Raw genomic sequence first — 23,871 nt, 5'->3', positions numbered from 1 at the left:
ATAACTAGAATCAATTTCATTAATATTTAATTACAAAGACTTAAAAAGCAAAAATTGTCATAAAACTTTTTTAATAGTCTACTCTAATAGATAGGCAATTAAGAATAATACTGAAAGACGGCACTGATCACTTGGTGTTAGTTTAATATGACGTTTTGTTAATACTAACAACAGGTTATTTTTACTTTCTTTTTCAAAGTAAAGGAAATATTTATGGTATTAGCAAACGGCTCATCATCGGTAATTATCAGTAACGTTACTAAGCTCATTCATCAAAAAGTCACTAATAACACTGCGTCATTAATCGCTAAATTTGCGGAGTTACTTTATAGCAATATGTCGTCATTCGATTTAGAAAATCGAAACGATAGTGATATGTATGGCGCCGCTTTAGGTTTGTGGGGGTCTTTAAACAAACATACGCATAACACCCCCATTATAAATGTATTTAATCCTTCTGTTAGCCAGAATGGTTGGAAGTCTAGCCATACAATTATTGAAATAATTATTGAGGATATGCCATTTTTAGTCGACTCGGTTGGTATTGCACTTAACCGTTTAGGTTTATCGCCCCATTTAATGTTAAATAGCCCCATTAATATAGTACGTGATAAGACGTTAGATATTATTGAATTATCAGCTATTGAAAGTAAGAAAAGTAAAATCAGTTCAAATGAAACGGTTTTTTTAATTGAAATAGACAGGCAATCTCAACAGGATGAATTAGATGTTATTAAAAGTAATTTATTATCGGTTGTTGGAGATATTAAGTTAACCGTGAATGATTGGCAGCCAATGTTATCTTGTTTAATGAACGTTATTGAGGAGGTTAGAAAAGGAAAACTACCAGGAACTAAAGCAGCTAAAGATGACACACTTAGCTTTTTAAACTGGATGTCTATGAATAATTTTACCTTAATGGGGTATCGTTATTATGATGTAAAAGCGGTTAAAGGCGATATTTCATTAGAAGGTGATCCTAACTCTAGCTTGGGTTTAATGAAAAATTCGCCCATATCTCAACCCAGATTACTATCTAAATTAAATGAGGCAGGTCGTGATGTTGCATTAGGAGATAATCACCTAATTCTGACTAAAACCAATACAAAATCGCGTGTACATAGGCCTGCACAATTAGACTATATCGGAGTGAAACGCTTTGATAATAAAGGTGGAATCATAGGAGAACATCGTTTTATCGGGCTATTTGGTTCTTCTTATTACACGAACAGCGCCCTAGATTTACCTCTAATCAATACAAAAGTTAATGCTGTGTGTACAACATCACCTTATTCAACCGGCACCCATCATTACAAAACACTGATTAATATATTAGAAACTTACCCAAGGGATGAAATATTACAATCGACAGTTGAAGAGTTACTGCACAATGTTATGGGTATTTTACAAATGCAAGAGCGTGATTATACCGGATTATTTGTTCGCCGGGATGTATTTGACCGTTTCTATTCTTGTATGGTGTATGTACCAAGAGAGCGCTATAACACAAAGCTGCGTATGGAAACGCAAGCTTTATTGAAAACCGCCTTTAACAGCCAACAAGAGGTAGAGTTTACAACCTTTTTTTCTGAGTCTGTGCATGCAAGAACGCACTATATTGTTCGCGTTAACTCGACTAAAGCTGATATTAATATCAAAGAAATTGAAAGTGACTTAAATGAAGCCGCGCGTACTTGGGATGACAAATTAGCTAGCGCATTAAATGCTAATTATGGCGAAAGCGAAGCTAAAAAATTAAGCCGAAAATATATTAAATTCCCCGAATCTTATAAAGATGATGTACTACCAGGCTCAGCTATTGCGGATATAGAACAATTTGAAAAGCTTAATGTTAAGTATGGTTTAGGTATGCTTTTTTACCAATCACTGGAAGAAAAAGTAGATAGTCACTTAGTTAAGTTAAAACTGTTTCATAAAGGCTCTCCTATTCATTTGAGTACGGTATTACCCATATTAGAAAACTTTGGTTTACGTGTTATCGGCGAAAGCCCGTATGCGATCAAAACAAATGAGCAAGAAATGTGTTGGATCCACGACTTTTCTATGTCGTTAATAAGTGAAGGCCCATTTGATATATCCAAAGTCAGGCTACTATTTCAAGATGCTTTTGCCAAAGTATGGCAGGGTGATTTAGAAGATGATGGTTTTAATCGCTTAATCCTAGGAGCCGGTATTGAAGGTCGTGCAGTATCTATTTTGCGTGCTTTTGCTAAATATGAACGACAAATAGCAGGCCGCTTTAGTCAAAACTATATTGAAAATACTTTTGCTCGCTATCCTGATATTGCAAAGCTATTAATCGATCTTTTTATTCATCGATTTAATCCTGAGAATAAATCAACAGCCGCCGGTAAAGACAAGTTAATAAGTAAACTTTTAGTGGATATTGAAGGCTCACTGGATGATGTTGTTAATCTTGATGATGATCGTATTATCAGACGTTTTGTTGAAATAACCAATGCCATAATCAGAACAAATTACTTTCAAAAAGACAGTAATAAAAATTATAAATCATATATTTCATTTAAAATTCAACCAGAAAAAATCAGTGAAATGCCGCTACCTATGCCTAAATTTGAAATCTTTGTGTATTCACCACAAATTGAAGGTGTACATTTACGTGGCGGTAAGGTGGCGCGTGGCGGTTTGCGTTGGTCTGACAGAAGTGAAGATTTTCGCACTGAAGTGTTGGGCTTGGTAAAGGCGCAGCAAGTTAAAAACACGGTTATTGTTCCTGTAGGCGCTAAGGGCGGCTTTGTTTGTAAACAACTGCCTAATGGCTCACGAGAAGAGATATTTGAAGCAGGTAAAGCATGCTATCGTACATTTATTCGCGCCTTATTAGATATCACCGACAATATTGTTGATGGCGAAATTGTGCCACCTAAAGGTGTGGTACGTTTAGATGAAGATGATGCCTATTTAGTGGTTGCAGCAGATAAGGGCACTGCAACTTTTTCAGATGTTGCCAATGCTATTTCTGAGGAATATAACTTCTGGTTAGGCGATGCTTTTGCCTCAGGCGGTAGTGTTGGTTATGACCATAAAGCGATGGGAATAACTGCTAAAGGCGCTTGGGAATCAGTAAAACGGCACTTTAGAGAAATGGATATAGATTGCCAAGCAACAGATTTTACCTGTCTTGCTATAGGAGATATGGCGGGTGATGTTTTTGGCAATGGCATGTTGTTATCAAAACATACTCGTTTACAAGCAGCCTTTAACCATATGCATATTTTTATTGATCCTAACCCTGAGACTGATAGCTCATATAAAGAGCGACAGCGCTTATTTAATTTACCCGGTTGCTCGTGGGAGGATTACAACAAAACACTTATTTCATCAGGTGGTGGGGTATTTAGCCGTCATGTTAAATCTATTAAATTATCACCTGAAATTAAAAAAATGTTGAGCACACAAAAACAAAGCATGGCGCCTACCGATTTAATGCAAGCATTATTAAGTATGAAAGTAGACCTACTTTGGAATGGCGGCATTGGTACCTACGTAAAAGGCTCAAAAGAAACGCATTTAGAAGTTGGCGATAGAGCTAATGATAGCTTGAGAATAAACGGCGCTGATCTACAAGCAAAAGTTGTAGGAGAGGGCGGGAATTTAGGCTTTACCCAACTAGGGCGAATTGAATACGCAGCAAAAGGTGGTCGGATTAACACCGATGCGGTAGATAATGCGGGAGGGGTTGATTGTTCAGATAATGAAGTAAATATAAAAATATTACTGAATACCTTAGTACAAAAAGGCGATTTAACCGTTAAGCAACGCAATCAGTTATTGTACGATATGACAGAGGAGGTTGGTGACATTGTTATTGACGATTGTTATCGTCAAACTCATTCATTATCTATTACCGCGATGCGTGGTGTTAATCAATTAAAAGAACAAGTTCGTTTTATACATGAACTTGAGCGCTCGGGAAAATTAAATAGATCCTTAGAATTTATACCTGATGATGATGAAATTGCTGACAGATTAGCGCAAGGTAAGGGATTAACACGTCCTGAATTAGCGGTATTACTTGCTTACAGTAAAATGGTGCTTAAAGATGATTTAGTTGATGTTGAAATAACTGACAACTCTTATCATAACAACTTACTTGTTGCCGCCTTTCCCGCGCAATTACGTAAAAAGTACCAACATGAAATGCAATCACATCCATTACGCGCCGAAATTATAGCCACCAAACTTGCCAATAAAATAGGTAATGATATGGGCTTTAATTTTGTTAATCGTATGCAAGAAGAAACAGGCGCTAGCGTTACCGAGATAGCAAACTGCTATACTGTAGCAAGTGCGGTTTTTGAATTAGCTGATTTTTGGAAACAAATTGTAGTACTCGATAATCAAACGACCACGGCTATTCAAACCGAGATGTTATTTCAGTACCGTCGAACGGTGAGACGAGCAACGCGTTGGTTTCTTCGCCATCGTAATAAATCACTATCGCTTGCAGACTCAATCGCTTTGTATCAACCGACTTTCACTGTACTGGCGACTAATTTATCGAATTTTATGGTTGCTGAAGAAACAGAAGTCTTAACTAGAGTCGTTAATGATTTAACTAACGAAGGAGTACCAAAAGCTATTGCGACACGTATTTCTCAATTAAGTAGGTTATTTTCAACGATGGATATTGCCGAAACTACCCGGGAAAATAATTGTACGGTTGAACAAACCGCGAGCTTGTACTTTAAATTGGGAGCGCGTTTAGATTTACATTGGTTTTTAGATCAAATAACCCGTCAACCTGTGGCAAATCATTGGCAAGCACTTGCCAGAGCATCATTTAGAGAAGAGTTGGACTGGCAACAACGTTCGCTAACCTCGGTGGTGTTACGTTGTCAATGTGTTGAACAGTTTACTAACCTAGATAATTTAATTGATGACTGGATAATTACTAATAAACAACCGCTTGAACGCTGGAAACACATTTTGGCAGACTTTAAAATCGGACAGTCACATGATTTTGCTAAATTTTCTGTGGGGTTAAGAGAATTAATGTTATTAAGCTTAAATTGCGAGCCTATAGCGACGAGTAAGTAATTGGTGGATTAAAATTAAGTTGGGAAGGTCCGATTTTACTTGGTAATTAAGGTTTTCACTTACCCTATGGATAAATCAATAAGTTATTACGGGCAAAATAACTTAGCCTTATTGTAATGCTACTGTTAACTGGTAAAATCCCTGCATTGCGGGGATTTTTTACTAATACACTTGGTATAATCGAAGCTAAAACCAATGCCAACTCTAAGCAGACTTGGTTTATATCCAATTAACAAAGCCGAGACATTATGTTTTATCCAGCTATTCGAAAAGTACTTTTTCAGTTTGATCCTGAAACAATTCATGAACTAACCATTAAAAGTTTAAAAAACACCGGTAAATCACCACTCAACTTTTTTTATAAGCAACAAGTTCAAGACAAACCCGTTAACGTAATGGGCATTAACTTCCCTAATCCAGTTGGCTTAGCAGCAGGTCTTGATAAAAACGGTGAATGTATTAACGCATTTGCGGCTATGGGTTTTGGTTTTGTTGAAGTAGGTACTATTACGCCTAGGCCACAACCGGGTAATGATAAACCGCGTATTTTTAGATTACCTGAAGCTAATGCCGTTATTAATCGTATGGGATTTAATAACAAAGGCGTAGACTACTTAGTTTCGCAAGTACAAGCGGCAAACTTTAAAGGTGTTTTAGGTATTAATATAGGTAAAAATAAAGATACACCAGAAGAAAATGCTAAAGATGATTATTTACACTGCATGCGTAAAGTGTACGACTTAGCGACTTATATTACTGTTAATATTTCTTCGCCAAACACGCCTGGATTACGCTCGTTACAATACGGTGAAGCGTTAGATGAATTATTATCCGCATTAAAAGCTGAGCAAAAGGTGCTTGCTGAAAAATATGGAAAATATATTCCTCTTGCCGTGAAAATCGCCCCAGATCTAAGCGCAGAAGAAGTTAACTCTATTGCTCAATCGTTAATAGATAATGAAATAGATGGAGTGATTGCTACCAATACCACATTATCACGTGAAGGTGTTGAAGACCTTGAATTTGGTGGTGAGCAAGGTGGCTTAAGTGGGCAACCGGTTAAAGACAAAAGTACACAAGTGATTAAATTACTAAGTGAAGCCCTTGATAATAAATTACCAATAATCGGTGTCGGTGGCATAGCATCAAGCCTTGATGCTAACGAGAAGATACAAGCGGGTGCTAGCTTAGTACAAGTTTATACGGGGTTTATTTATCAAGGTCCGCCGTTAGTTAAAGAAATTGTTAACGGTTTATAATTGAATACTTATTTGAATATAGCTATGAGTATTATTTTAAGCTTTTTATTCGTTAATACGCTTAAAATTTAAAGAGAGCAAGTAAAGCTGATGAAATTAGCAGTATGAAATTAGCTTCAGGTTTGTTATAACTTGTACTTATCGTCCTGATAGTTAACAGCTATATTGTTTGTATTAAGTTAAATAAAGTTACGTTGCTATAGCAAAATAACGATATAGACAATAATTTATTTAAGAGAGAGTAAAGACATGAAATTCATAACAAAGAGTATTTTAGCCATTGCTGCTTCAACCACTTTAGTTGTTGCTACAACAAGTATGGCGCAACCTGCCAGTTCAGAAAAACAAGCAGCTAAAGCGACAGAATTACGCCAATCTATCTTTAAATTACTAGGTAGCAATATGGGACCATTAGGTGCAATGGCTAAAGGTAAAGCACCTATGAACGCCGAAGCTGTTGAAACTAATGCTACACGCATTAATCAGCTATCTTTAATGCTCGCTGACTATATGCGTACTGACACATCAAAATTTGATGTTAAAACAGAAGCGTTACCTAAAATTTGGCAAGAAGCAGAACACTTTAGTAAAGCTATTGAAAACTTAACGACTGCATCTGCAGCATTAGTTGTTGCTGCAAAATCTAATGATGAAGGTGCGATTAAAAAAGCGATTGGCGGTGTTGGGAAAACATGTGGCGGTTGTCACGATGACTTTAAGAAAGACTAGCTATTAATTGTTAATCTATAAAAAGCCTTAGAGATACTTCTAAGGCTTTTTTTTAACTAATTATTCTTGATAAAGCGTAACTTTTAAAGCAACTATTAAAAAATAGATTGGAGACTTATTAGCGCTTAGAGCTTAGTTTTAGATCTTAGTTTTAGATCTTAGTTTTACCTTTAGTGATTAGTTAAAACTAGTAATCGCTATTTAAAAATATATATGCGATAGAGATCCCCACTAATAAATTGTTATTCGAACGTACCAAGGGGCTATTTTCGAATGAAGCATTACCTAAATAGGTATAACGTGAGAATAAGCCTATCCAAATATGTTCTCTTTTCCATGTTGCACCTAAAGATAACCTGGCGCCGGCGTAACCACCTTGAGCGTTATATGCCTCTCTCGTTATTGTTGCTTTGTCTGTAGGAATAGCATAGAAATATTGTGCATATTTATCTGAATGAAATAATAAGGCAATTGAGCTATCAACAATTGTCTCTCCTCGAGCCACGCCTGATCTAAATTGATATTTATTATTTAAACTAAATTGTCCAGTCCAACCTGTATCTGATATTTTTCTAAAATCCGTATTAATTGCTTTTCGTATAGAAAAATCAAGATAAGTGCGATTTTGTGAGCGGTTATCACCAACAAAATAATATTCTAGCGATGGCCCTAATTCACCAACCCAATTCAAATCATCCATACCTTTTCTAGCTTCATTATCATCACTATCAACAGGAATGGAGCCGGAAGCATCTAGGGTTAAATGCCAGTTTTTTTGATTAAATAAGTTACCTTCAAACACACTTCTATCAATAACAACCGTATCGCTTTCGTAAAAAACATAAGGGGTTGGAACGATATAAAACTGTGATTGATCTGAGCCAATATAGTCAGGAATAGACATCATTGATACTCCCATACCGATTGAATAATCGGCAGGGCGTTTAGTAGCTTGATAATCTTTTGAGTATTTTTCTTCGGTTGCTGAGCTACTTTGAGCAGCAAACATTAAAAATACGATGAAGAGCTTGATAGTTTCCAACTGCTAAGCTATGCCACCGTTAACTGAAATAACTTGTCTTGTCACATAACTTGCACCATCAGAAATTAAAAAGGCCACGGCACTTGCGACTTCTTCAGGTTTACCCATTCTTCTCAATGGGATCATATTTTTTAAATCAGCAACGGGAAGATCGTCAGTCATTTCAGTTTCTATTAAGCCAGGCGCAACACAATTTACGGTGATTTTTCGTTTAGCAAGCTCAAGAGCTAAGGCTTTTGTTGCGCCAATAATCCCTGCTTTTGATGCACTGTAGTTAACTTGTCCGCGATTACCCACTTCACCTGATAGCGATGAAATCGTAATAATACGGCCGCCTTTTCTGGCACTTACCATTGGCATTACTAAAGGATGGAGCACATTATAAAAACCATCTAAATTGGTATGAATTACACGATCCCACTCGTTATCTGTCATTGCCGGAAAAGCGGTGTCAGCAGAAATCCCTGCATTACAAACAATGCCATAAAAACTACCATGTTCGGCAATATACGCTTCAAGTACTTGTTTGGTTGCTTCTCTGTCGCTAGCATCAAACTGTACAATAGTCGCTTTTACGCCTTTAGCTGTAATTTCATCAGCCACTTGTTGAGCGCTGCTAAGATCAGATCGGCAATGCAAGCAAATGTTAAAGCCCATGTCAGCTAATTTTATTGCAATAGCTTTACCAATACCTTTGCTTGAACCTGTTACCAGTACGTTGCGATTCATATCTTATTTACTCCATTGTAATAATTTTGTACGCAATATAGCTTCTTGATCGGCACATACTTCAAGGCTAGCAGCAACATCATCTATTGATACATTCTTTCTTTTTTTACAAAATAATACTGATTTCATTGCAAATTCACGCCATAAATCACCAATTTCAGTAGTGAATTTTGATAATTCGAATAACGCTTTATCATCCAATATTGTTGCTGCTTCATCTAAAAAGCTTGCATACATAAAACGGAACCCCGCGCCACCAGTACCAATCTCTTCTTGCATTCTTACTATGTTACCTAAGAATAAAGCGGCTTCTTTTTGCGGTTTGCTTTTGAGTGTTCTAATTTTTTTGGCTAGGTGCCTAACACCTTTCGTTCCGAAAAAAGGCAATATAAGACCATTCATCATTTTAGCTGTTTTTTTAATGCTTGCTCTGATCTGAGGCTCTAGTTCAACAGGTGATGTAGGTAATGTCATTTCGTACATTAAGCCCTTAGAAGCCAATACACCTTTGGCGAAACGTGCTCGTTTTAAATCTTCAGCAGGGCAGGTAACAACGTCTTCAAAAACAGGGTCACTAATTAAATAATCACCTTGCTCATTTTTACCATAAACCGTTAAGTTATGTGCGTTAAATTGAAATCGCATATCTTCAGGGAAATAAGGTAACCAGTAAACAGAGGTTTGCAAGCCGACTAATTTGCCTTCACTTAATGCTTTATCTAATGCTTTCATGCCTGCTTCAGGGGTAGAGAATTTTTGTGAATTCATTTTCACGTTTAATTTTTTACACACGGCAGAAATAATTGATTTAGGCGGCATTCTGTAGGCAATCAAGGGGAGCCCGCCAACTTTTATCATAGGTAAGTATACAAAAGTAAGTGCAGAAGATAATCCAAAGACCATAGGTTCAGACAGATTCATTCCTTGAGAGTTGAGCATGTTTGCAACCACACCTGATTCACAGTGTGATGATTGCTGATGGTTTATATTATTTTCAATCACATTCATTCTTTAATAACCGGTTGCTTTAAATCTTCTAATGAAACGTTAAACGCTTCACAATATTTATTGAGTTTTTTAACAGACAACTTAGCAAAAACATCTGTTTTCATATGACGTTTAATTTGCCATTGAAAAAAGCCCGTTGCATGAGCAAGAGACATTAAGTCAAATCGAAAAAATGGTAAATAATAAGCAATAGGTGAAACTTTACCTGCAATTAAAGCCACTTTCATTTCATTTAATTGTTCATCTAGTTGTTGAACAGCCATTTCTGTGGCAAAACCTTCAACTTCCCAGCCTGAAGACTGTACACCTTGATAATGTCCTGTATCGTCAACGGCATAAATAAGCTTTTTATGGCCATCATAGGATTTACAGCTATCTTGAGGTACTTGATCTTTTTTCATAATATGTTGCTCTTACGATACTGTTAGTTGCATAAAACCACTTGAAAAACGGCCACTTTCAGGAACATAACACAGTAATTTATCCCCAGGCTTTAATTGCCCTGAATTGAAAAGCTCCTCAAGGATAATAAAAATAGAAGCTGAACCCGTATTTCCTTTCTGCGTTAGATTAGTAAACCACTTCTCATAAGGAATACTAAAGTTAATGTTTTCTAATCCTGCGTAAAGCTTTTCTCTAAAATACTGCGATGAATAATGTGGTAGAAAATAAGTGTAATCTTCTGGTTTTATATCACGTTTTGTTTTTATTTTGGATAAGGCTTTTTCTACGGTGACGGCTACAATGTTATCGTTTAAAAGTTTTACATCTTGCTTTACCGACATAATTGATTGTTGCGAACGCTCTTCGTCAGTAAATCGCATCCAGCCTTGAAAGTGTCCATCTGTTTTTTCAGCACCAGCATACATACATGCAGCCATTTCATCAGCAAAAGATAACGTCTCTATCCAATTAATTTCAAGTGATAATCCTTCGCTGTTAGGTTTGTCTGATAATAAAGCTGAGCCAGCGCCATCTGATAACATCCAACGAAGAAAATCTTTTTCAAATGCTATTTCAGGCTTTTCATCTAATTGAGTTAATTTAAATTCTGTTTCTGCTTCAAATTTTTCAGAACGCATTATGCTTGAAGCAACTTCACTGGCAACAACAACACTTTTACTACTTTCACCGGCTTTAATATTTAAAAAAGCATATTTCAAGGCGGTAAGTCCACATAAACAAATCCCCGAGGTAGAAACAGCTTCACAAGGTGGGTTTTTTAATTCGCCATGTACCATTACAGCATGATTAGGCATTATTTGATCAGCCATAGAAGTGCTTGCAACTAAGCAATCAACTGAATTTAATTCGGCTTCATTATCAAATAAGCCTCTAACAGCTTCTGCAGCAAGAGATGCATTAGTATAGTTATATTCACCAGTGTTTTTGTCGATGGCATAATAACGAGATTTTATACCATTACTACGCAATATTACCGATTTTGCTCTCGATTTCTTTCCTGAAATCTTTCCAATGATATCTTCCATTTCAGCATTGCTTACTTTTTCGTTTGGTAAGAATGCTGAAATGTTATTGATGAAAACGCGTTTTCCCATTGTGCTTTACTCTCCTGATGGTTGTGCGTAATAGGCTTTCTGTCTTGCTATTTTTTTCTTAAAAAGAGGGGTTATTAATTTAATCACTAGCGCAGTAATTGGTACAATTGTAACAATTAATGCAAGTAAAAACATAGAATAAAAAAATAACCCGGTATATCGTCGGAAAGAGTTCTGAGGACCGAGTAACATTAAAATCTTTCCCCATATTTTAAAGCTGCGGTGGCCTATTTTTTCACTAAAAATTAATTTTTCATTAATTTTTACGGCACCTAAACCTTTCATTACTGGGGTTTCAATTATATTACTATCTTTGAGTAATCTTTGGTTTAACGCTTCTCCAAACCGTTGTGCTTGTGTAATCTCTTGATCAGAAATACCTGCTGGAGGAACCCAAGATAACGGTTTCTTTTTACCTGTTAGCATCCATAAAGGTGTAGCTAAAAAACTAAATCCAGCACCGCATTCATCGGTAAGGACAATATTATCAACTAAATTAGCCTGTAAATTAGTTAATAATGATTTCATCTTTTCTTGAGCTGTAAGCCACATACCTCGACAACCAATAACAGTCATAACAGGGGTGTTATGAAAAAGCTTTTTAGCTTGGTCTGATTGTAAAAAACTCGATATAGGTAGTGAAGGAGACAAAAACCATACTTGATATGAAAGAATAATTAAATCATAGTCGTTGTTCTCTATATCGGTTCGATTAGTCGTATTTTTTGTCGAGCGGGTAACCAAGGTACTTGCATCTAATTCGACCTTCTTCATATAAACTGATTCAGGCATAACTTGAAAGAATTTAAAAAAAGGCCACGGAAAAGGGTACTTTACTTTAGGTTTAATAGTCAGAGAGTCAACTTGAATGTGTTCATCATTAAGTATTGGCTCTATTATAGAGTCTACAACTTTAGTTAACTGACCTGTTTGTGAGTAGCTAACAACAAGGATTTTACGCACCAATAACCACCATAATTGCTCAATAAATTTAAGTCGGGTATTATACCCAAATAAGTTCTAAATAAAACAAGCTCATGATTAAGTTAACCACAATTATTTCTATTGTCTGCGTTGCAATATGTTCAAATCTCGCTTTTTCCTCAGAATTAACCGTAAATATTAAAAAAGTAGAAGTATTAGATAAAGTCATCATGATGGAGTTGTTTTTATTGGCAGAAGCTGAGTCTACGGATTGGATGCAAGCTCAACTGATAGATAAAAAAAGAATTCTTTTAGGTACTGAAAATCAACAAGGAATTGCTGAATTCACCTTTTCTAATATAGAAAATGGTCGATATGCACTGAGAGTTTTTCAAGATCTTAACGATAATGGCTTTCTTGATAGGTCATCAAGTGACATACCTGTTGAGCCGATAGGTTTTTCAAATAATCCTAGTTTGTTTGGCGGAGAGCCAACACCTGAAGACAGCGTGATAAACGTAACACAAGACACTATTATCTCAATAAACCTTAAGCATAAAAAACCGAGAAAAAAACGAAATAAATAATTAGAAAGGTTAGGTTATATTTAGTTTAAGTGGTCAGTAGTGGCTTTGTTATGACGATACGTTTATGTATCTATGACTAGCGTCCTCTTTAGCATTAGAAATAAAAAGGCAGCCCAATTATTAATGGACTGCCTTATAATGATTACTAATACACTTTAATGTTTAACTTTAGCGTTAAACTAAAGGCTCGTAACTATTTAATAATGCTTTCTAACTTACCTTCATTATCAAATTTTAGAATATTTCTTGACCATCTATTTACCCAATAAGTCCAGCTATTGTTATCTAGCGAAGGTGTTGCATGCATTGGTGGTTTACCCATAGCATAGGTAATACCTTCTTTGCTCATACCAAGTAATGGTGTGCCTTTTTCAATACCTTCTTGGTCAATTGCACTTAATTGTGCAACTTTATCGCTATCACAACGTTCGCCAAAAAACGTTTTAAAGTTTTGTTCTAAAGATTGTCCTGCAGAGCGTGTATGTTTGTCCCATAAGTAATTATAGGTTTTACCTTGGTATGATATTTCTATTTCTTTATCATCAATATCTTTAATAACAAACTCACTACACATAGGGATTAAATTAGACATTTGATAATTTAATGCATATAAACGATTGTTGGCATAATCAGCATGTATATTTACTAGAGCAACAACCTTAGCCCCTTCAGTAAAGTTTGGGTCTTGTGGAGCAGAGGAAGTCTCTGAAGTTGACATACAAGCAACCAAGCTAGAAGCTAATAATGACAACACTGCAGTATTAATACTATTTTTTAGTTTAAATTTTTTCATGAACTATATTCCTTATAATGTGTGTTTGTTTGTTGTTTGCTTTTTATCCGTAGCTATTTTGGCAATAAATAGAATAAAACTCAATCTCGTTATTGCTAGTCAGTATACACCTGATAAAATACCCCTTTTATTTTTAAGTATCGTTTACTGATTTATTATATGTATTATCCTCGACTGTTAACCCCTTTAGATCTTGGCTTCACTCAATTAAAAAACCGAGTGTTAATGGGATCTATGCACACCAACCTTGAAGAGGCGAAAAATGGTTTTAAGCGTTTAGCTTCTTTTTATGCGCTAAGAGCAGAAGGCGGTGTCGGCTTAATTGTGACCGGGGGTATATCACCCAATGTTGAAGGGAAATTAGCGCCGAATAGAGCGTTAATGACAAGCAGTAACGATGTAAAAGATCACCAACTGATAACACAAGCGGTCCATAATGTGGAAGGCAAAATATGTATGCAAATTTTGCATGCAGGTCGCTATGCTTATCAAAAACAAATCGTAGCGCCTTCGCCGTTACAATCGCCTATTATCCCGTTAACTCCACGAGAGCTTTCTAGTGTGGAGGTAGAGCAACAAATATCAGACTTTGTAAATACAGCGGTACTTGCACAAGATGCAGGTTATGACGGTGTAGAAATAATGGGCTCAGAGGGATATTTAATTAATCAATTCATTGTTAAAACAACGAACCACCGACAGGATGAGTGGGGCGGTAGTTACCAAAATAGAATTCGCTTTGCTGTTGAAATAGTTAAACAAACGCGTTTACGTGTTGGAAAAAACTTTATCATTATTTTTAGATTATCAATGCTTGATTTAGTTGACAATGGTAGCTCTCTTGAAGAAGTTATTATGCTGGCTAAAGCAATGGAGTTAGCAGGGGCAACTATTATTAACACGGGTATTGGTTGGCATGAGTCAAGAGTACCAACCATTGCGAGTATGGTACCTCCAGGTACATACGCCAGCATTAGTCAATATGTAAAGTCTGAAATAGCATTACCTATTGTTGCCAGTAACAGAATTAATACTCCTGAAGTAGCAGAAAATATTTTAGAAAACGATTGGGCAGATATGATCTCAATGGCAAGGCCATTACTTGCAGATAGTCATTTTGTTGTTAAAGCAAAAAATAATAAAGCAGAAGAAATTAACACCTGTATAGGTTGTAACCAAGCTTGCTTAGACCATATTTTTCTAAATAAAGTGGCTACTTGTTTAGTTAATCCATTTGCAGCGAGAGAGGAAGAGCTCGCCTTGCATCCAACCAACAAACCTAAACATATTGCTGTTGTAGGCGCTGGGCCTGCAGGAATGGCCTTTTCTTTATATGCCGCACAAAGAGGTCATCATGTGCAGCTATTTGAAGCAGAGGATAGTATTGGTGGGCAATTCAATTTAGCTAAAAGAATTCCAGGTAAAGAGGACTTTTATCAAACACTTCGATATTTTAGAAATCAGTTAGCTAAGCATAAGGTAAAAGTTCATCTTAATACCCTAGTAGATGCAGCAAAATTAACTGCATTTGATGAGGTGGTTATTGCTACAGGTACTAAAGCTAATTTACCTGATATTGGTGGTATTGAACACCCGAGCGTGGTGTCGTATGGTGATATATTAACGGGCAAAAAATTGGCTGGTAATAACGTAGCAATTATTGGTGCAGGTGGTATTGCTTTTGATGTTGCAGAATATATAACTAATACGGTTAAGCCGGTAGATGCTAATGCTTTTGCTGAACACTGGGGAATAGATTTAAAGCTGAGATCTAATGGTGGGTTAAAGCCTGTTAGCTATGAAGAGCCTATTCGTAACGTTTTTATGTTACAACGAAAAATTAGAAAATCAGGTGCTGATCTTGGAAAAACCACTGGTTGGATCCATAGAACAAGCTTAAAAAATAAAAAAGTGTCGATGTTAGCGGGCGTTGATTACGAGAAGATTGATGCGCAGGGTTTACATATTAATATTCGTAAAAAGCCACGTGTACTCAATGTAGATACTATTATTTTATGTGCTGGACAAGTAGAGAACGATCTTTACTCTCAAGGACTTGAACCGGAAAAATGTCATGTCATTGGAGGTGCTCACCTTGCGAAAGGTATTGATGCACAAAAAGCGATAGAAGAAGCGGCATTGTTAGCAATACGTATTTAATCGCCTGATTAATTTATATAATATATTTTAGTTTGGATCAGGTTTAGCTGAATAACTGAGCTGCAGTAAGCGTCGTATAAATAATATTAAGTTATTAAGTTACTAAGTTACTAAGTTACTAATTTTAATATTACTTATACGCTTCAAGATTACTTATGGTGTCAAGTATGAAGTTAAGTTCAAGCTTTAACTACGAATTTAATTTACAGATTAATTGATATGTTAATTAAATCGTTTAAATATTAACGACGTATTAATACCGCCAAAAGCAAAGTTATTGGTCATAACATATTGGGTATCAATCATACGACCATCACCAGTAATATAATCTAATTCACCACATTCAGGGTCAATATTGTCTAAATTGATTGTTGGTGAAAACCAGCCATTATTCATCATTGAAATACTAGCCCAAGACTCAATTGCACCACACGCACCTAAGGTATGACCTAGATAGCTTTTTAATGAACTAATAGGGGTGTTTTTAGAAACAGCGTTAGCCGTTGCTTGAGTTTCAGCAATATCACCTTTATCTGTTGCAGTACCATGAGCATTAACATAACCAATATCTTGTGCGCAAACGCCTGCATCTTCCATCGCTTCAGTAATAGCTTTTGCCATGGTTTCTTTGGTTGGTTGAGTAACATGTACACCATCAGAGTTGGTGCCATAACCAACTAGCTCCGCATAAATGTGAGCACCGCGAGCTACCGCATGTTCATATTCTTCAAGTATCAAGGTACATGCACCTTCACCGATAACTAAGCCGTCACGATCTTTATCAAAAGGTCGAGGAGTTTGTGTAGGCTGATCATTTTTGGTTGAAGTAGCATAAAGGGTATCAAAAACGGCCACTTCACTTGGGCAAAGCTCTTCACCGCCACCTGCAACCATTATCTCTTGCTTGCCAAATTTTATTGCTTCATAAGCGTAGCCAATAGCTTGTGAGCTTGATGTACAAGCAGAACTTGTTGTATATACACGACCTGCAATACCGAAGAATACACCGATATTTACCGCCGTAGTATGGCTCATCATTTTAATATAACTGGTCGCTGTAACACCTTGCATATTACCTGACTTTAATAAATCACCAAAAGCAATAATCGGCTCGGTTGAGCCTATTGATGAGCCGTAAGCAATACCCATACGACCAGATTTAAAATATTCATCTTTTAAAAGGTTAGCATCCTTAAGAGCTGTTTCTGTAGCAGTAGTTGCCATTAACGAAACTCTACCCATTGAACGAATTTGTTTACGTTTATAATGTTCAGGTTTAACAAAGTCTAAAATAGGTGCAGATAGTTGAGTGTTTAGCCCATCTATACTTTTGAATTTTTCATCAATTCGAACAGCATTTTGTTTTTGGCGTAAGTTTTTTTCAAAATCTAGCCAGTTATGCCCTAAAGCTGTTATAGCTGACATTCCTGTAACAACAACACGTCTCATGTTTACAATACGCCTCTTATAAAATTAATGTTAACACTTTAAAAGTGCTACTTTAATACACATGCCATTATAGCTGCTCAGCTAAAAATTGGCTTGGGTTTTCAGGTTGAAATACATTGATCCTCGCCGAGGCGATTTCTGTATCATTATTGTATATCTCGCAGTCAAAGGCACTTAAACCAGACTCATCTTTATAAAGTTTCTTTACGTTTATCGTTAACGCCATACCAAGGGGAAATACAGAGTAATCACACTTAAATTTTCGACTACTGACTAAAAAGCCGATTTGCACAGAACGATTATTCACTAATTCGTTAGCATTTGCATAAGCGGCGATACTTTGTGCCATATACTCTATGCCTACGTAACTAGGAACACCTTGTAAATTTGAGTCAAAAAGTAGACTTTGCTCGGTAATTAGGTGAGAGCAGGTTGCCGTATTTTCACAAAAACTTTCCAGTGAGTCGAGCAATATCATAGGGGCTCGATGTGGAAGTAGTTGTTCTATAGTAAAGTCTTTATTGCTAGTTTTGGTCATATTCATTTTTTCATATCCACTGTTTCATACTAAAATCCGATGATTATACTGACGTTATTACCACCAAACGCGAATGAATTAGAAAGGCAATATTTTATCGGATTTTTACTTTTTTGTCCTGTGTGGGTAAGGGCTATTTGTGCTAAAGAGTCATCTTTTATGTTATCCCAACAATGTGGGATCAGTATTTGGTTGTTATCTTGCATCATTAACCAGCACAAACCAATTTCAGTTGCACCAGCTGCACCCAACGTGTGACCTATCATCCCTTTAACAGAGCTACATGGTGTATCATTACCAAAGACTTTATGCACCGCGATTGATTCCATCGCATCATTTTTAATTGTGGCCGTACCATGTAAATTAATATAATCAACGTCGCTAGCAAGAATGCCGGCGGTTGTTAATGCTTGTTGCATTGTTGTTATAGCACCTTCACCTTCGGGATGGGGTGCCGACATATGATGTGCATCACTTGATTCGCCGCAACCTAAGAGTTTGATGTTACCTTTGTCAGTTCGTAAAACACATAAAGCAGCGGCTTCACCTAAGTTGATTCCATCTCTATTGATACTTGAAGGCTGACATAGGTTACTTGAGGTAGAGTCAAGCGCAGAAAAACCATTAACAGTCATGCCGCATAAAGCATCAACGCCGCCAACAATCGCAGCATCTATCACACCCGATAATATAAGCTCTTTAGCAGTTATAAATGCTTTAGCGCTTGAAGAGCAAGCGGTTGAAATAGTAAAAGCAGGGCCTTGAATCTCAAGTTCGTCAGCAATAAACTCAGCTAAGTTGAACATCTCTTGCATACGATAATCATAATCTTCAGGCAATGCTCCAGTACTTAATTCAGCTTTTACTGCATTCTCACCTTCGTAAATACCTGAAGTACTTGTACCGACAATTACGCCGATCCTGTCAGAGGATACAGCCTGCTTTAAATCATTTACTTCATCTTGAAGAGACGCTAAAGCAAGTTTAGCTAACTGATTATTACGAGTATTGAAGTGTTGAGCTTTGCCTGATAGGTTTGGTAATTCACCTTGTACCGCACCAATAAATAAGCTGCCTTCATTAGGAAGAATGTTATTTTCAGTTAACCCACTACGGGTACCTTGTAGCATATTAGTTTTGATTTCGGTTAAGTTACAACCAAGTGGATTGACTAAGGCAAAGTCACTTATATATATTTCAGGGGGATTTTTTTTATTCATTAACTTGCTCGATCGTTAATTGGTACTGTTCGGTAATATTGCTTAATACGATTTTTTGTTTTGTGTAAGTAATAGAGATAACTGTCTCACCTAGTTGTGTTATTTCTCTTACTCCCTCAACGCTATTTTTTTGCGTGGTTGTTACTTGATAACCAGCTAAAAGGCCGTTACTAACATCACTATCTGGCCATTTTATTAGTTGTATATCTCTTATGATGCGTAAGACCATGCTTTCATCAAATACGGCGCTTGAAAAACCAATCAGCCCTTTATTACTTTCCCATTTTGCTTGCATAATAGGTAAACCGCTATAGGTCATAGCGCCAAGACTTAATGTATGCTCTTGGGTTTCTATCTGCGTTAATAAAGTGCGCTTATCTTTTTGTTCAAATGTTAACGACTCTAAATAGGTTTTATTCTTTAATGCATAGGGTAGTGGCTGCAACTGATAAAAGTCCGTCACAGCTTGGTCATTTTTTATTAATGAACAAGCACTAATAAGCAAAGACAAGGATATAAGTAGCAGCCTTTTGTGTAGCTTATTAAAGTAGCTCACTAACCGTCGTTACCTTGTCGGCAAATATCGACTAATGCATTGAGTCGACGCTCTGTTTTACTCACATAAGGGTTTTCTTTATCCCATGCATAGCCAGCTAAAATAGAGCAAATCATTGATTTAACATCATTGTCATCTTTTTGGAAAAAAATAACATTTTGTAATTCGGTGTCATACCAAGACATCACAAAATGCTTGAACACTTCTACACCGGCTTTTAAATTATCAGCATAATCAGTTTGCCACGAGACATCGTCACCTGAAAGTTGTTTATCAAGAAGGTTGGCTGCTAATGAAGATGAATACATGGCAATAGTAACGCCAGATGAAAAGACTGGATCTAAAAATTCACCGGCATTACCCAATAACGCAAAGCGATCACCATATAATTTGGTTACATCTGAAGAGTAACCTTGTAACGATCTTACTGGAGTGATTTTTTTTGCTTGTTTAAGTAACTCAGCCAAATAAGGCTCTTGCGCTAAAAAGCTATCAAAGACGGCTTCGTCTGTTTGAGTAGAGTCAAAATATTTAACATCACCCACAACCCCAAAACTTACCGTGCCATCTGAAAAAGGGATTAACCAATACCAGATATCATTTTTTTCTGGATGTACGGTAATTAATATTTTATCTCTATCGTAGTGCTCATCGATTATGCCATCCTCAAAATGACAAAAAACGGCACGCCTATCAGAAAGTGTACTCGGTAACTCTAAAGATAATAAACGCGGAAGAACACGGCCATAACCACTGGCATCAAGTATAAATTTAGCTTCAAACTGAAGAGATTCTTGCTCATTAGTCACTGAAACAACAGCTGAATCATCTTTGAAGTCTACTGCGTTAACGGTATGTTTATAACGAATGTCGGCACCGATTTCATCAGCTCTGTCGGCAAGCACTTTATCAAAGTTAGCGCGCTTTACTTGGAAAGTAGTACCTGCACCGTCACTAAATTTTTTGGTAAAATCAAAGTTTGAGTGTTCACCATTGCGATAAAAAGCTGCACCGTTTTTGTATTGAAAGCCTAAGGCTTCAGCTTGCGATTGCACGACATCTAACATATCGGCTTCTTCAATAAACGCCATACATTGAGGTAATAAGCTTTCACCAATAGAAAAGCGAGGGAATTGTTCTCTTTCAATAACAAGTACTTTCCAACCTTTTTGAACAAGTATGCTGGCGGCTATTGCGCCCGAAGGGCCGGCACCTATAATAATTACATCAAACTTCTCATTTACTGGCATATTGGTCTCTCTTTCCTAAGATTTTAGTGATTATTGGGGCAAATATAAAAGTAATAACAATGCCCAAAAATACGGTTTTTCCAAAACTTGCGATAGCGGGGGTTGAGCTAAAACTTAATACGGCAAAGACAAAAATAGAACTTAATGCCGACATTAATGTGGTTTTAGTAATTGATGTTGAAAAACCATGCTCAGCGTAAAATATTGAGTAATCAAGTCCTAATGCTAAAATAACTAAGCCTGCGGCTAGGTTAAATAAGGTTATGTCTCCTTGAATAACCCCACTTAATGCTAACGCCATAGCAAAAGCACTAGCAGGCACCGCTACACCAAAGCTTGCTTTTTTTAGCCCATAACGAAGGGTAAATACAATAAGCCCAGCAAAACACGCTGCAATAAATATAATAGCGAGTACAAGCCTAAAAGTGGCGAGCTCTTTTTCTGTATCGGCTAATTTATCAATGAAAATACTATTGTCAATAACGTTTAACTCAAGTGTTAATTGATTAACATCTTTTATGCCTGAAAAGCGAATAATAGAATAATATTTACTATCACTTTTAAGCCAAAGGTTTTTAAATATTTGACCAATAGGGCTGTCAAACCAAGGTTCGGGTAATAAGTATTCTTTTGCTGAGTCAACATCAAGATGATTTACCCCTAACATTTCTTTTAACGAATCAAATGCACCTTGAGTATAAGAGTTAAGTAATAATTGGTTGTTATATTGCTGCTGTTTAACTGAGGGGATCCAGCTCGCAACAGCTTGGTAGCTACTAAATACATTATTTAATTGCATCTTATTAAGTAATGCTATCGCTGTTTCTTCGCTTTCAAGTAGTTTTTGCGGGGTATCTGCTTGTAATAATAAGTACTGATTATCAAGTTTTTGTCCGAGCATTGTTTTCACTTTATTTTCATTTTCTACTAAATGCGGTGCTACTTGATAGAATGATTTAGCATTATCTGAAAAGGGGATTTGAGTTAACACTGTGATAGATGTGGCGAATAATAAAATCAAAAAATAGGTTTGGGCCTTCCAATGTTTAAGCATTTTTTTATGAATTTTATTAATCAGGTTAAACCACGAATTATTGTCTAGAGTACGGGAGTTATTACTTTGAAAATTCACTTTTTGGTGTAGGTAAGGAAATACCAATAACACGGTAAGCAGAGCGCCAAGTAAACCAAAAATAGTGAAAACAGCTATTTGTTTAAAAATAACAATAGGCACAATAATCAATAATAAATAGCCTAGCGCCGTTGTTAAAAAGGTGAGTACTAAGGATGAGCTAATATTTGTTAATGGATTAAGGTTACTAGGCAGTATCTTTTGTAGTTCGGTCAAACTATGGAAGCTATAATCTGCAGCAATACCTATTAAAGTAATAGCAAAAACAATCGATAAAATATTCACTTCATCAAAAAGTAAATTTAATCCTAAGAAGCCATAAGCAATGCTGATAACGATTAAAAAAACAGTACATATAACGGTAACCATGCGACGGTAGGCAAAATAAATTAATAAGAGTGTCGCTATAATTGACAAACCACCTAGCCATTGCATTTCATTTTTTGCCTGCTCGCTTGCCTCATAACTATAAAATAAAGCGCCTGAGCGAACATAATCGACACCGGATATTTTAGGTAACTGGTTAAGCTGCACTACTATGCTTTTTGCCGTATTAAGGTTAAATGCCCCATCTGTTGTTTTCATCGTCACTAACATGTAGTGCATGTTTTGATAGTGTAATGTTAAGTAACCATCTGCAGTGATAGTTAATTTATTGGAAGGGAGAGGCGATCTATTTAAAAAACTAGCAAATGCGAGGGTAGGGTCTTTATCAATAGTTTTAGCGACTAATGAATCACCTAGTTGATTTAATAATTGAAACTGTAAATCAAAAATATTGTTTTGTTCGTTAGTTAAGTGGTCTCGGTAATTTGATGTTAACAGCTGTTGCTCGAAACCAGTGTAACTATTAATCATACTGTCTTGATTAGGAATGTTTTTTAATTGAGCTGATACCGTTGCAATACCCTTTATTTTCTTTAACTGCTGAACCAGTTCATTGGTTGCTTCAATGGCTTGGCTTTGTTGTTTGTGCCCTACTAGATAGAGCAGACTATTGTTAATGTTTGATTCTATTTTTGTTTGTATTGATTGCCACTGATTGTCATGTTTTGCAGTGAATAACGAGGTAAGGTTACTGTTAAATGAAATCGGTTTTTCCATGACTACTAACACTAAAATCAATGCCAGTAATGCGAACTGTATTAGCCAAAGGTAGAGCTTATTAATTGCTGTTAAATTCACGAATATCTTCATCTGAAAGTTGATTAGTTATTATATTTAGTTCAATGTCAGTTAAGTTATTTTGTGCATCTTCAAGTGTTATAAATCGCTGTTTAGGATTACTTGGCACACAGACGTTAATGCCTTTAATTGCTTGTGATAAAACTAAATCTTTAGGCGCTAACTGCAGACATTGTTGCTCATCAAAGGCAATGTTCCATTGAGTGCTATTTATTTCTCCAGTAAAAACTGCGCGAATTAAAGCTTCGATACTAGAGTGACTGGCTACTTCTTGATATTGCTCTGGAGTGTTCTTGTCATTTGCAGTCACTAACTGTAAAACTTGATTGTCAATGATAAGTAATTTAGAAAAAACTGGGCTGTTAACTTGCCAAATGACGCGAGTTTGATAAACCTTTAAAACCCCCTTTGAAACAATAGGTTTATTAAGAAAGGTAAAGTGCTTTTTTTGGGTGAAGTGTGCGGTACCTTGTTCTATTTTAAGTAGCGTTAAAAACGTTTCTAAGCTTTGATTACTTTGAGCAGTTGTTAGGTTAGTGTCCTTTTTATTAGCACTACTAGCATTAATACCCGTTGTTTTAACACTCAATTGATTAGTTTCTTGCTCACCAATACCGCTTTTATCAGACACGTCAGCATACACCTGAGTAGCTGACGTAGAGAAAAAAA

Annotated in this window: 19 protein-coding genes; 5 read left to right on the top strand and 14 right to left on the bottom strand. The window is 36.3% G+C overall.

Translation table 11 applies throughout. The features are described from left to right. Positions 1 to 213: 213 nt before the first annotated feature. The 3 genes from KO502_RS13255 (at position 214) to KO502_RS13245 (ending at position 7,070) form a co-directional block, all read left to right on the top strand. A complete protein-coding gene (locus KO502_RS13255) occupies positions 214 to 5,082 on the top strand; it encodes an NAD-glutamate dehydrogenase (RefSeq protein ID WP_216023044.1) in 4,869 nt (1,622 codons plus the stop codon). Positions 5,083 to 5,330: 248 nt separating this feature from the next. Then, complete coding sequence (gene pyrD, locus KO502_RS13250) at positions 5,331 to 6,341, top strand: quinone-dependent dihydroorotate dehydrogenase (protein WP_216023043.1); 1,011 nt, start codon at positions 5,331 to 5,333, stop codon at positions 6,339 to 6,341. A gap of 249 nt (positions 6,342 to 6,590) precedes the next feature. After that, complete coding sequence (locus KO502_RS13245; protein WP_216023042.1) at positions 6,591 to 7,070, top strand: cytochrome c; 480 nt, start codon at positions 6,591 to 6,593, stop codon at positions 7,068 to 7,070. A 187-nt stretch (positions 7,071 to 7,257) separates the two neighbouring features. Here KO502_RS13245 and KO502_RS13240 read toward each other — a convergent pair whose 3' ends face one another. The 6 genes from KO502_RS13240 to KO502_RS13215 are packed head-to-tail and all read right to left on the bottom strand — an operon-like array spanning position 7,258 to position 12,371. Continuing rightward, positions 7,258 to 8,079, bottom strand: a complete 822-nt coding sequence (locus KO502_RS13240; RefSeq protein ID WP_216023041.1) for a MipA/OmpV family protein — start codon at positions 8,077 to 8,079, stop codon at positions 7,258 to 7,260. Positions 8,080 to 8,115: 36 nt separating this feature from the next. Beyond that, positions 8,116 to 8,841 carry a 3-ketoacyl-ACP reductase FabG2 gene (locus KO502_RS13235; RefSeq protein WP_216023040.1) on the bottom strand — a complete coding sequence of 242 codons (726 nt, stop codon included), beginning with the start codon at positions 8,839 to 8,841 and terminating at the stop codon, positions 8,116 to 8,118. Between the two features lie 3 nt (positions 8,842 to 8,844). Beyond that, complete coding sequence (locus tag KO502_RS13230; protein ID WP_216023039.1) at positions 8,845 to 9,849, bottom strand: BtrH N-terminal domain-containing protein; 1,005 nt, start codon at positions 9,847 to 9,849, stop codon at positions 8,845 to 8,847. Then, positions 9,846 to 10,250: a helix-turn-helix domain-containing protein gene (locus KO502_RS13225; protein WP_216023038.1), complete on the bottom strand. Its 405-nt coding sequence runs from the start codon at positions 10,248 to 10,250 to the stop codon at positions 9,846 to 9,848. Before KO502_RS13225 ends, KO502_RS13230 begins: the two co-directional genes overlap by 4 nt. 12 nt (positions 10,251 to 10,262) lie before the next feature. Then, on the bottom strand, positions 10,263 to 11,408 hold the full coding sequence (locus tag KO502_RS13220) for a beta-ketoacyl-ACP synthase III (RefSeq protein ID WP_216023037.1): 1,146 nt from the start codon (positions 11,406 to 11,408) through the stop codon (positions 10,263 to 10,265). Positions 11,409 to 11,414: 6 nt separating this feature from the next. Continuing rightward, entirely contained in the window at positions 11,415 to 12,371 is a 957-nt protein-coding gene (locus tag KO502_RS13215; RefSeq protein ID WP_216023036.1) for a dialkylrecorsinol condensing enzyme, read from the bottom strand. A 74-nt stretch (positions 12,372 to 12,445) separates the two neighbouring features. Here KO502_RS13215 and KO502_RS13210 point away from each other — a divergent pair, with 74 nt between their 5' ends. Further along, positions 12,446 to 12,919 (top strand): DUF2141 domain-containing protein, encoded by a 474-nt coding sequence (locus KO502_RS13210; RefSeq protein ID WP_216023035.1) that lies wholly within the window; start codon positions 12,446 to 12,448, stop codon positions 12,917 to 12,919. A gap of 193 nt (positions 12,920 to 13,112) precedes the next feature. Here the strand turns inward: KO502_RS13210 and KO502_RS13205 are convergent, their stop codons facing one another. Further along, positions 13,113 to 13,712, bottom strand: a complete 600-nt coding sequence (locus tag KO502_RS13205; protein WP_216023034.1) for an outer membrane protein assembly factor BamE — start codon at positions 13,710 to 13,712, stop codon at positions 13,113 to 13,115. Between the two features lie 159 nt (positions 13,713 to 13,871). On the opposite strand from KO502_RS13205, the gene KO502_RS13200 reads away from it, so the two are divergent. Then, a complete protein-coding gene (locus KO502_RS13200) occupies positions 13,872 to 15,872 on the top strand; it encodes an NADPH-dependent 2,4-dienoyl-CoA reductase (protein ID WP_216023033.1) in 2,001 nt (666 codons plus the stop codon). A 222-nt stretch (positions 15,873 to 16,094) separates the two neighbouring features. Here the strand turns inward: KO502_RS13200 and KO502_RS13195 are convergent, their stop codons facing one another. From KO502_RS13195 to KO502_RS13165, 7 genes are all read right to left on the bottom strand, one after another. Beyond that, complete coding sequence (locus tag KO502_RS13195; RefSeq protein ID WP_216023032.1) at positions 16,095 to 17,321, bottom strand: beta-ketoacyl-ACP synthase; 1,227 nt, start codon at positions 17,319 to 17,321, stop codon at positions 16,095 to 16,097. Between the two features lie 67 nt (positions 17,322 to 17,388). Then, a complete protein-coding gene (locus tag KO502_RS13190; protein ID WP_252730760.1) occupies positions 17,389 to 17,865 on the bottom strand; it encodes a hotdog family protein in 477 nt (158 codons plus the stop codon). A 23-nt stretch (positions 17,866 to 17,888) separates the two neighbouring features. Next, entirely contained in the window at positions 17,889 to 19,079 is a 1,191-nt protein-coding gene (locus KO502_RS13185) for a beta-ketoacyl-[acyl-carrier-protein] synthase family protein (protein WP_216023031.1), read from the bottom strand. Then, positions 19,072 to 19,590: a DUF3261 domain-containing protein gene (locus KO502_RS13180; protein ID WP_216023030.1), complete on the bottom strand. Its 519-nt coding sequence runs from the start codon at positions 19,588 to 19,590 to the stop codon at positions 19,072 to 19,074. The genes KO502_RS13185 and KO502_RS13180 overlap by 8 nt, the downstream gene beginning before the upstream one ends. A 44-nt stretch (positions 19,591 to 19,634) precedes the next feature. Continuing rightward, complete coding sequence (locus tag KO502_RS13175; protein ID WP_216023029.1) at positions 19,635 to 20,885, bottom strand: NAD(P)/FAD-dependent oxidoreductase; 1,251 nt, start codon at positions 20,883 to 20,885, stop codon at positions 19,635 to 19,637. Continuing rightward, positions 20,872 to 23,202, bottom strand: coding sequence for a hypothetical protein (locus KO502_RS13170; RefSeq protein WP_216023028.1), 2,331 nt, complete (start codon positions 23,200 to 23,202; stop codon positions 20,872 to 20,874). The genes KO502_RS13175 and KO502_RS13170 overlap by 14 nt, the downstream gene beginning before the upstream one ends. Continuing rightward, the gene (locus tag KO502_RS13165) at positions 23,183 to 23,833 is read right to left on the bottom strand and encodes a hypothetical protein (protein WP_216023027.1); all 651 of its coding nucleotides are present in this window, start codon (positions 23,831 to 23,833) and stop codon (positions 23,183 to 23,185) included. The genes KO502_RS13170 and KO502_RS13165 overlap by 20 nt, the downstream gene beginning before the upstream one ends. Positions 23,834 to 23,871: the final 38 nt, after the last annotated feature.

The organism is Colwellia sp. E2M01 (assembly GCF_018860585.1).
GTDB lineage: Bacteria > Pseudomonadota > Gammaproteobacteria > Enterobacterales > Alteromonadaceae > Colwellia.
The sequence above is the reverse complement of the archived record's forward strand: the minus strand, read 5'-3'. Positions and strand labels throughout refer to the sequence as shown.

Bases quoted from the DNA above. Each gene is read 5' to 3' on its own strand.
- KO502_RS13255 (WP_216023044.1), top strand. From the start codon at position 214: ATGGTATTAGCAAACGGCTCATCATCGGTAATTATCAGTAACGTTACT.
- pyrD (WP_216023043.1), top strand. From the start codon at position 5,331: ATGTTTTATCCAGCTATTCGAAAAGTACTTTTTCAGTTTGATCCTGAA.
- KO502_RS13245 (WP_216023042.1), top strand. From the start codon at position 6,591: ATGAAATTCATAACAAAGAGTATTTTAGCCATTGCTGCTTCAACCACT.
- KO502_RS13240 (WP_216023041.1), bottom strand. From the start codon at position 8,079: ATGTTTGCTGCTCAAAGTAGCTCAGCAACCGAAGAAAAATACTCAAAA.
- KO502_RS13235 (WP_216023040.1), bottom strand. From the start codon at position 8,841: ATGAATCGCAACGTACTGGTAACAGGTTCAAGCAAAGGTATTGGTAAA.
- KO502_RS13230 (WP_216023039.1), bottom strand. From the start codon at position 9,849: ATGAATGTGATTGAAAATAATATAAACCATCAGCAATCATCACACTGT.
- KO502_RS13225 (WP_216023038.1), bottom strand. From the start codon at position 10,250: ATGAAAAAAGATCAAGTACCTCAAGATAGCTGTAAATCCTATGATGGC.
- KO502_RS13220 (WP_216023037.1), bottom strand. From the start codon at position 11,408: ATGGGAAAACGCGTTTTCATCAATAACATTTCAGCATTCTTACCAAAC.
- KO502_RS13210 (WP_216023035.1), top strand. From the start codon at position 12,446: ATGATTAAGTTAACCACAATTATTTCTATTGTCTGCGTTGCAATATGT.
- KO502_RS13205 (WP_216023034.1), bottom strand. From the start codon at position 13,712: ATGAAAAAATTTAAACTAAAAAATAGTATTAATACTGCAGTGTTGTCA.
- KO502_RS13200 (WP_216023033.1), top strand. From the start codon at position 13,872: ATGTATTATCCTCGACTGTTAACCCCTTTAGATCTTGGCTTCACTCAA.
- KO502_RS13195 (WP_216023032.1), bottom strand. From the start codon at position 17,321: ATGAGACGTGTTGTTGTTACAGGAATGTCAGCTATAACAGCTTTAGGG.
- KO502_RS13190 (WP_252730760.1), bottom strand. From the start codon at position 17,865: ATGAATATGACCAAAACTAGCAATAAAGACTTTACTATAGAACAACTA.
- KO502_RS13185 (WP_216023031.1), bottom strand. From the start codon at position 19,079: ATGAATAAAAAAAATCCCCCTGAAATATATATAAGTGACTTTGCCTTA.
- KO502_RS13175 (WP_216023029.1), bottom strand. From the start codon at position 20,885: ATGCCAGTAAATGAGAAGTTTGATGTAATTATTATAGGTGCCGGCCCT.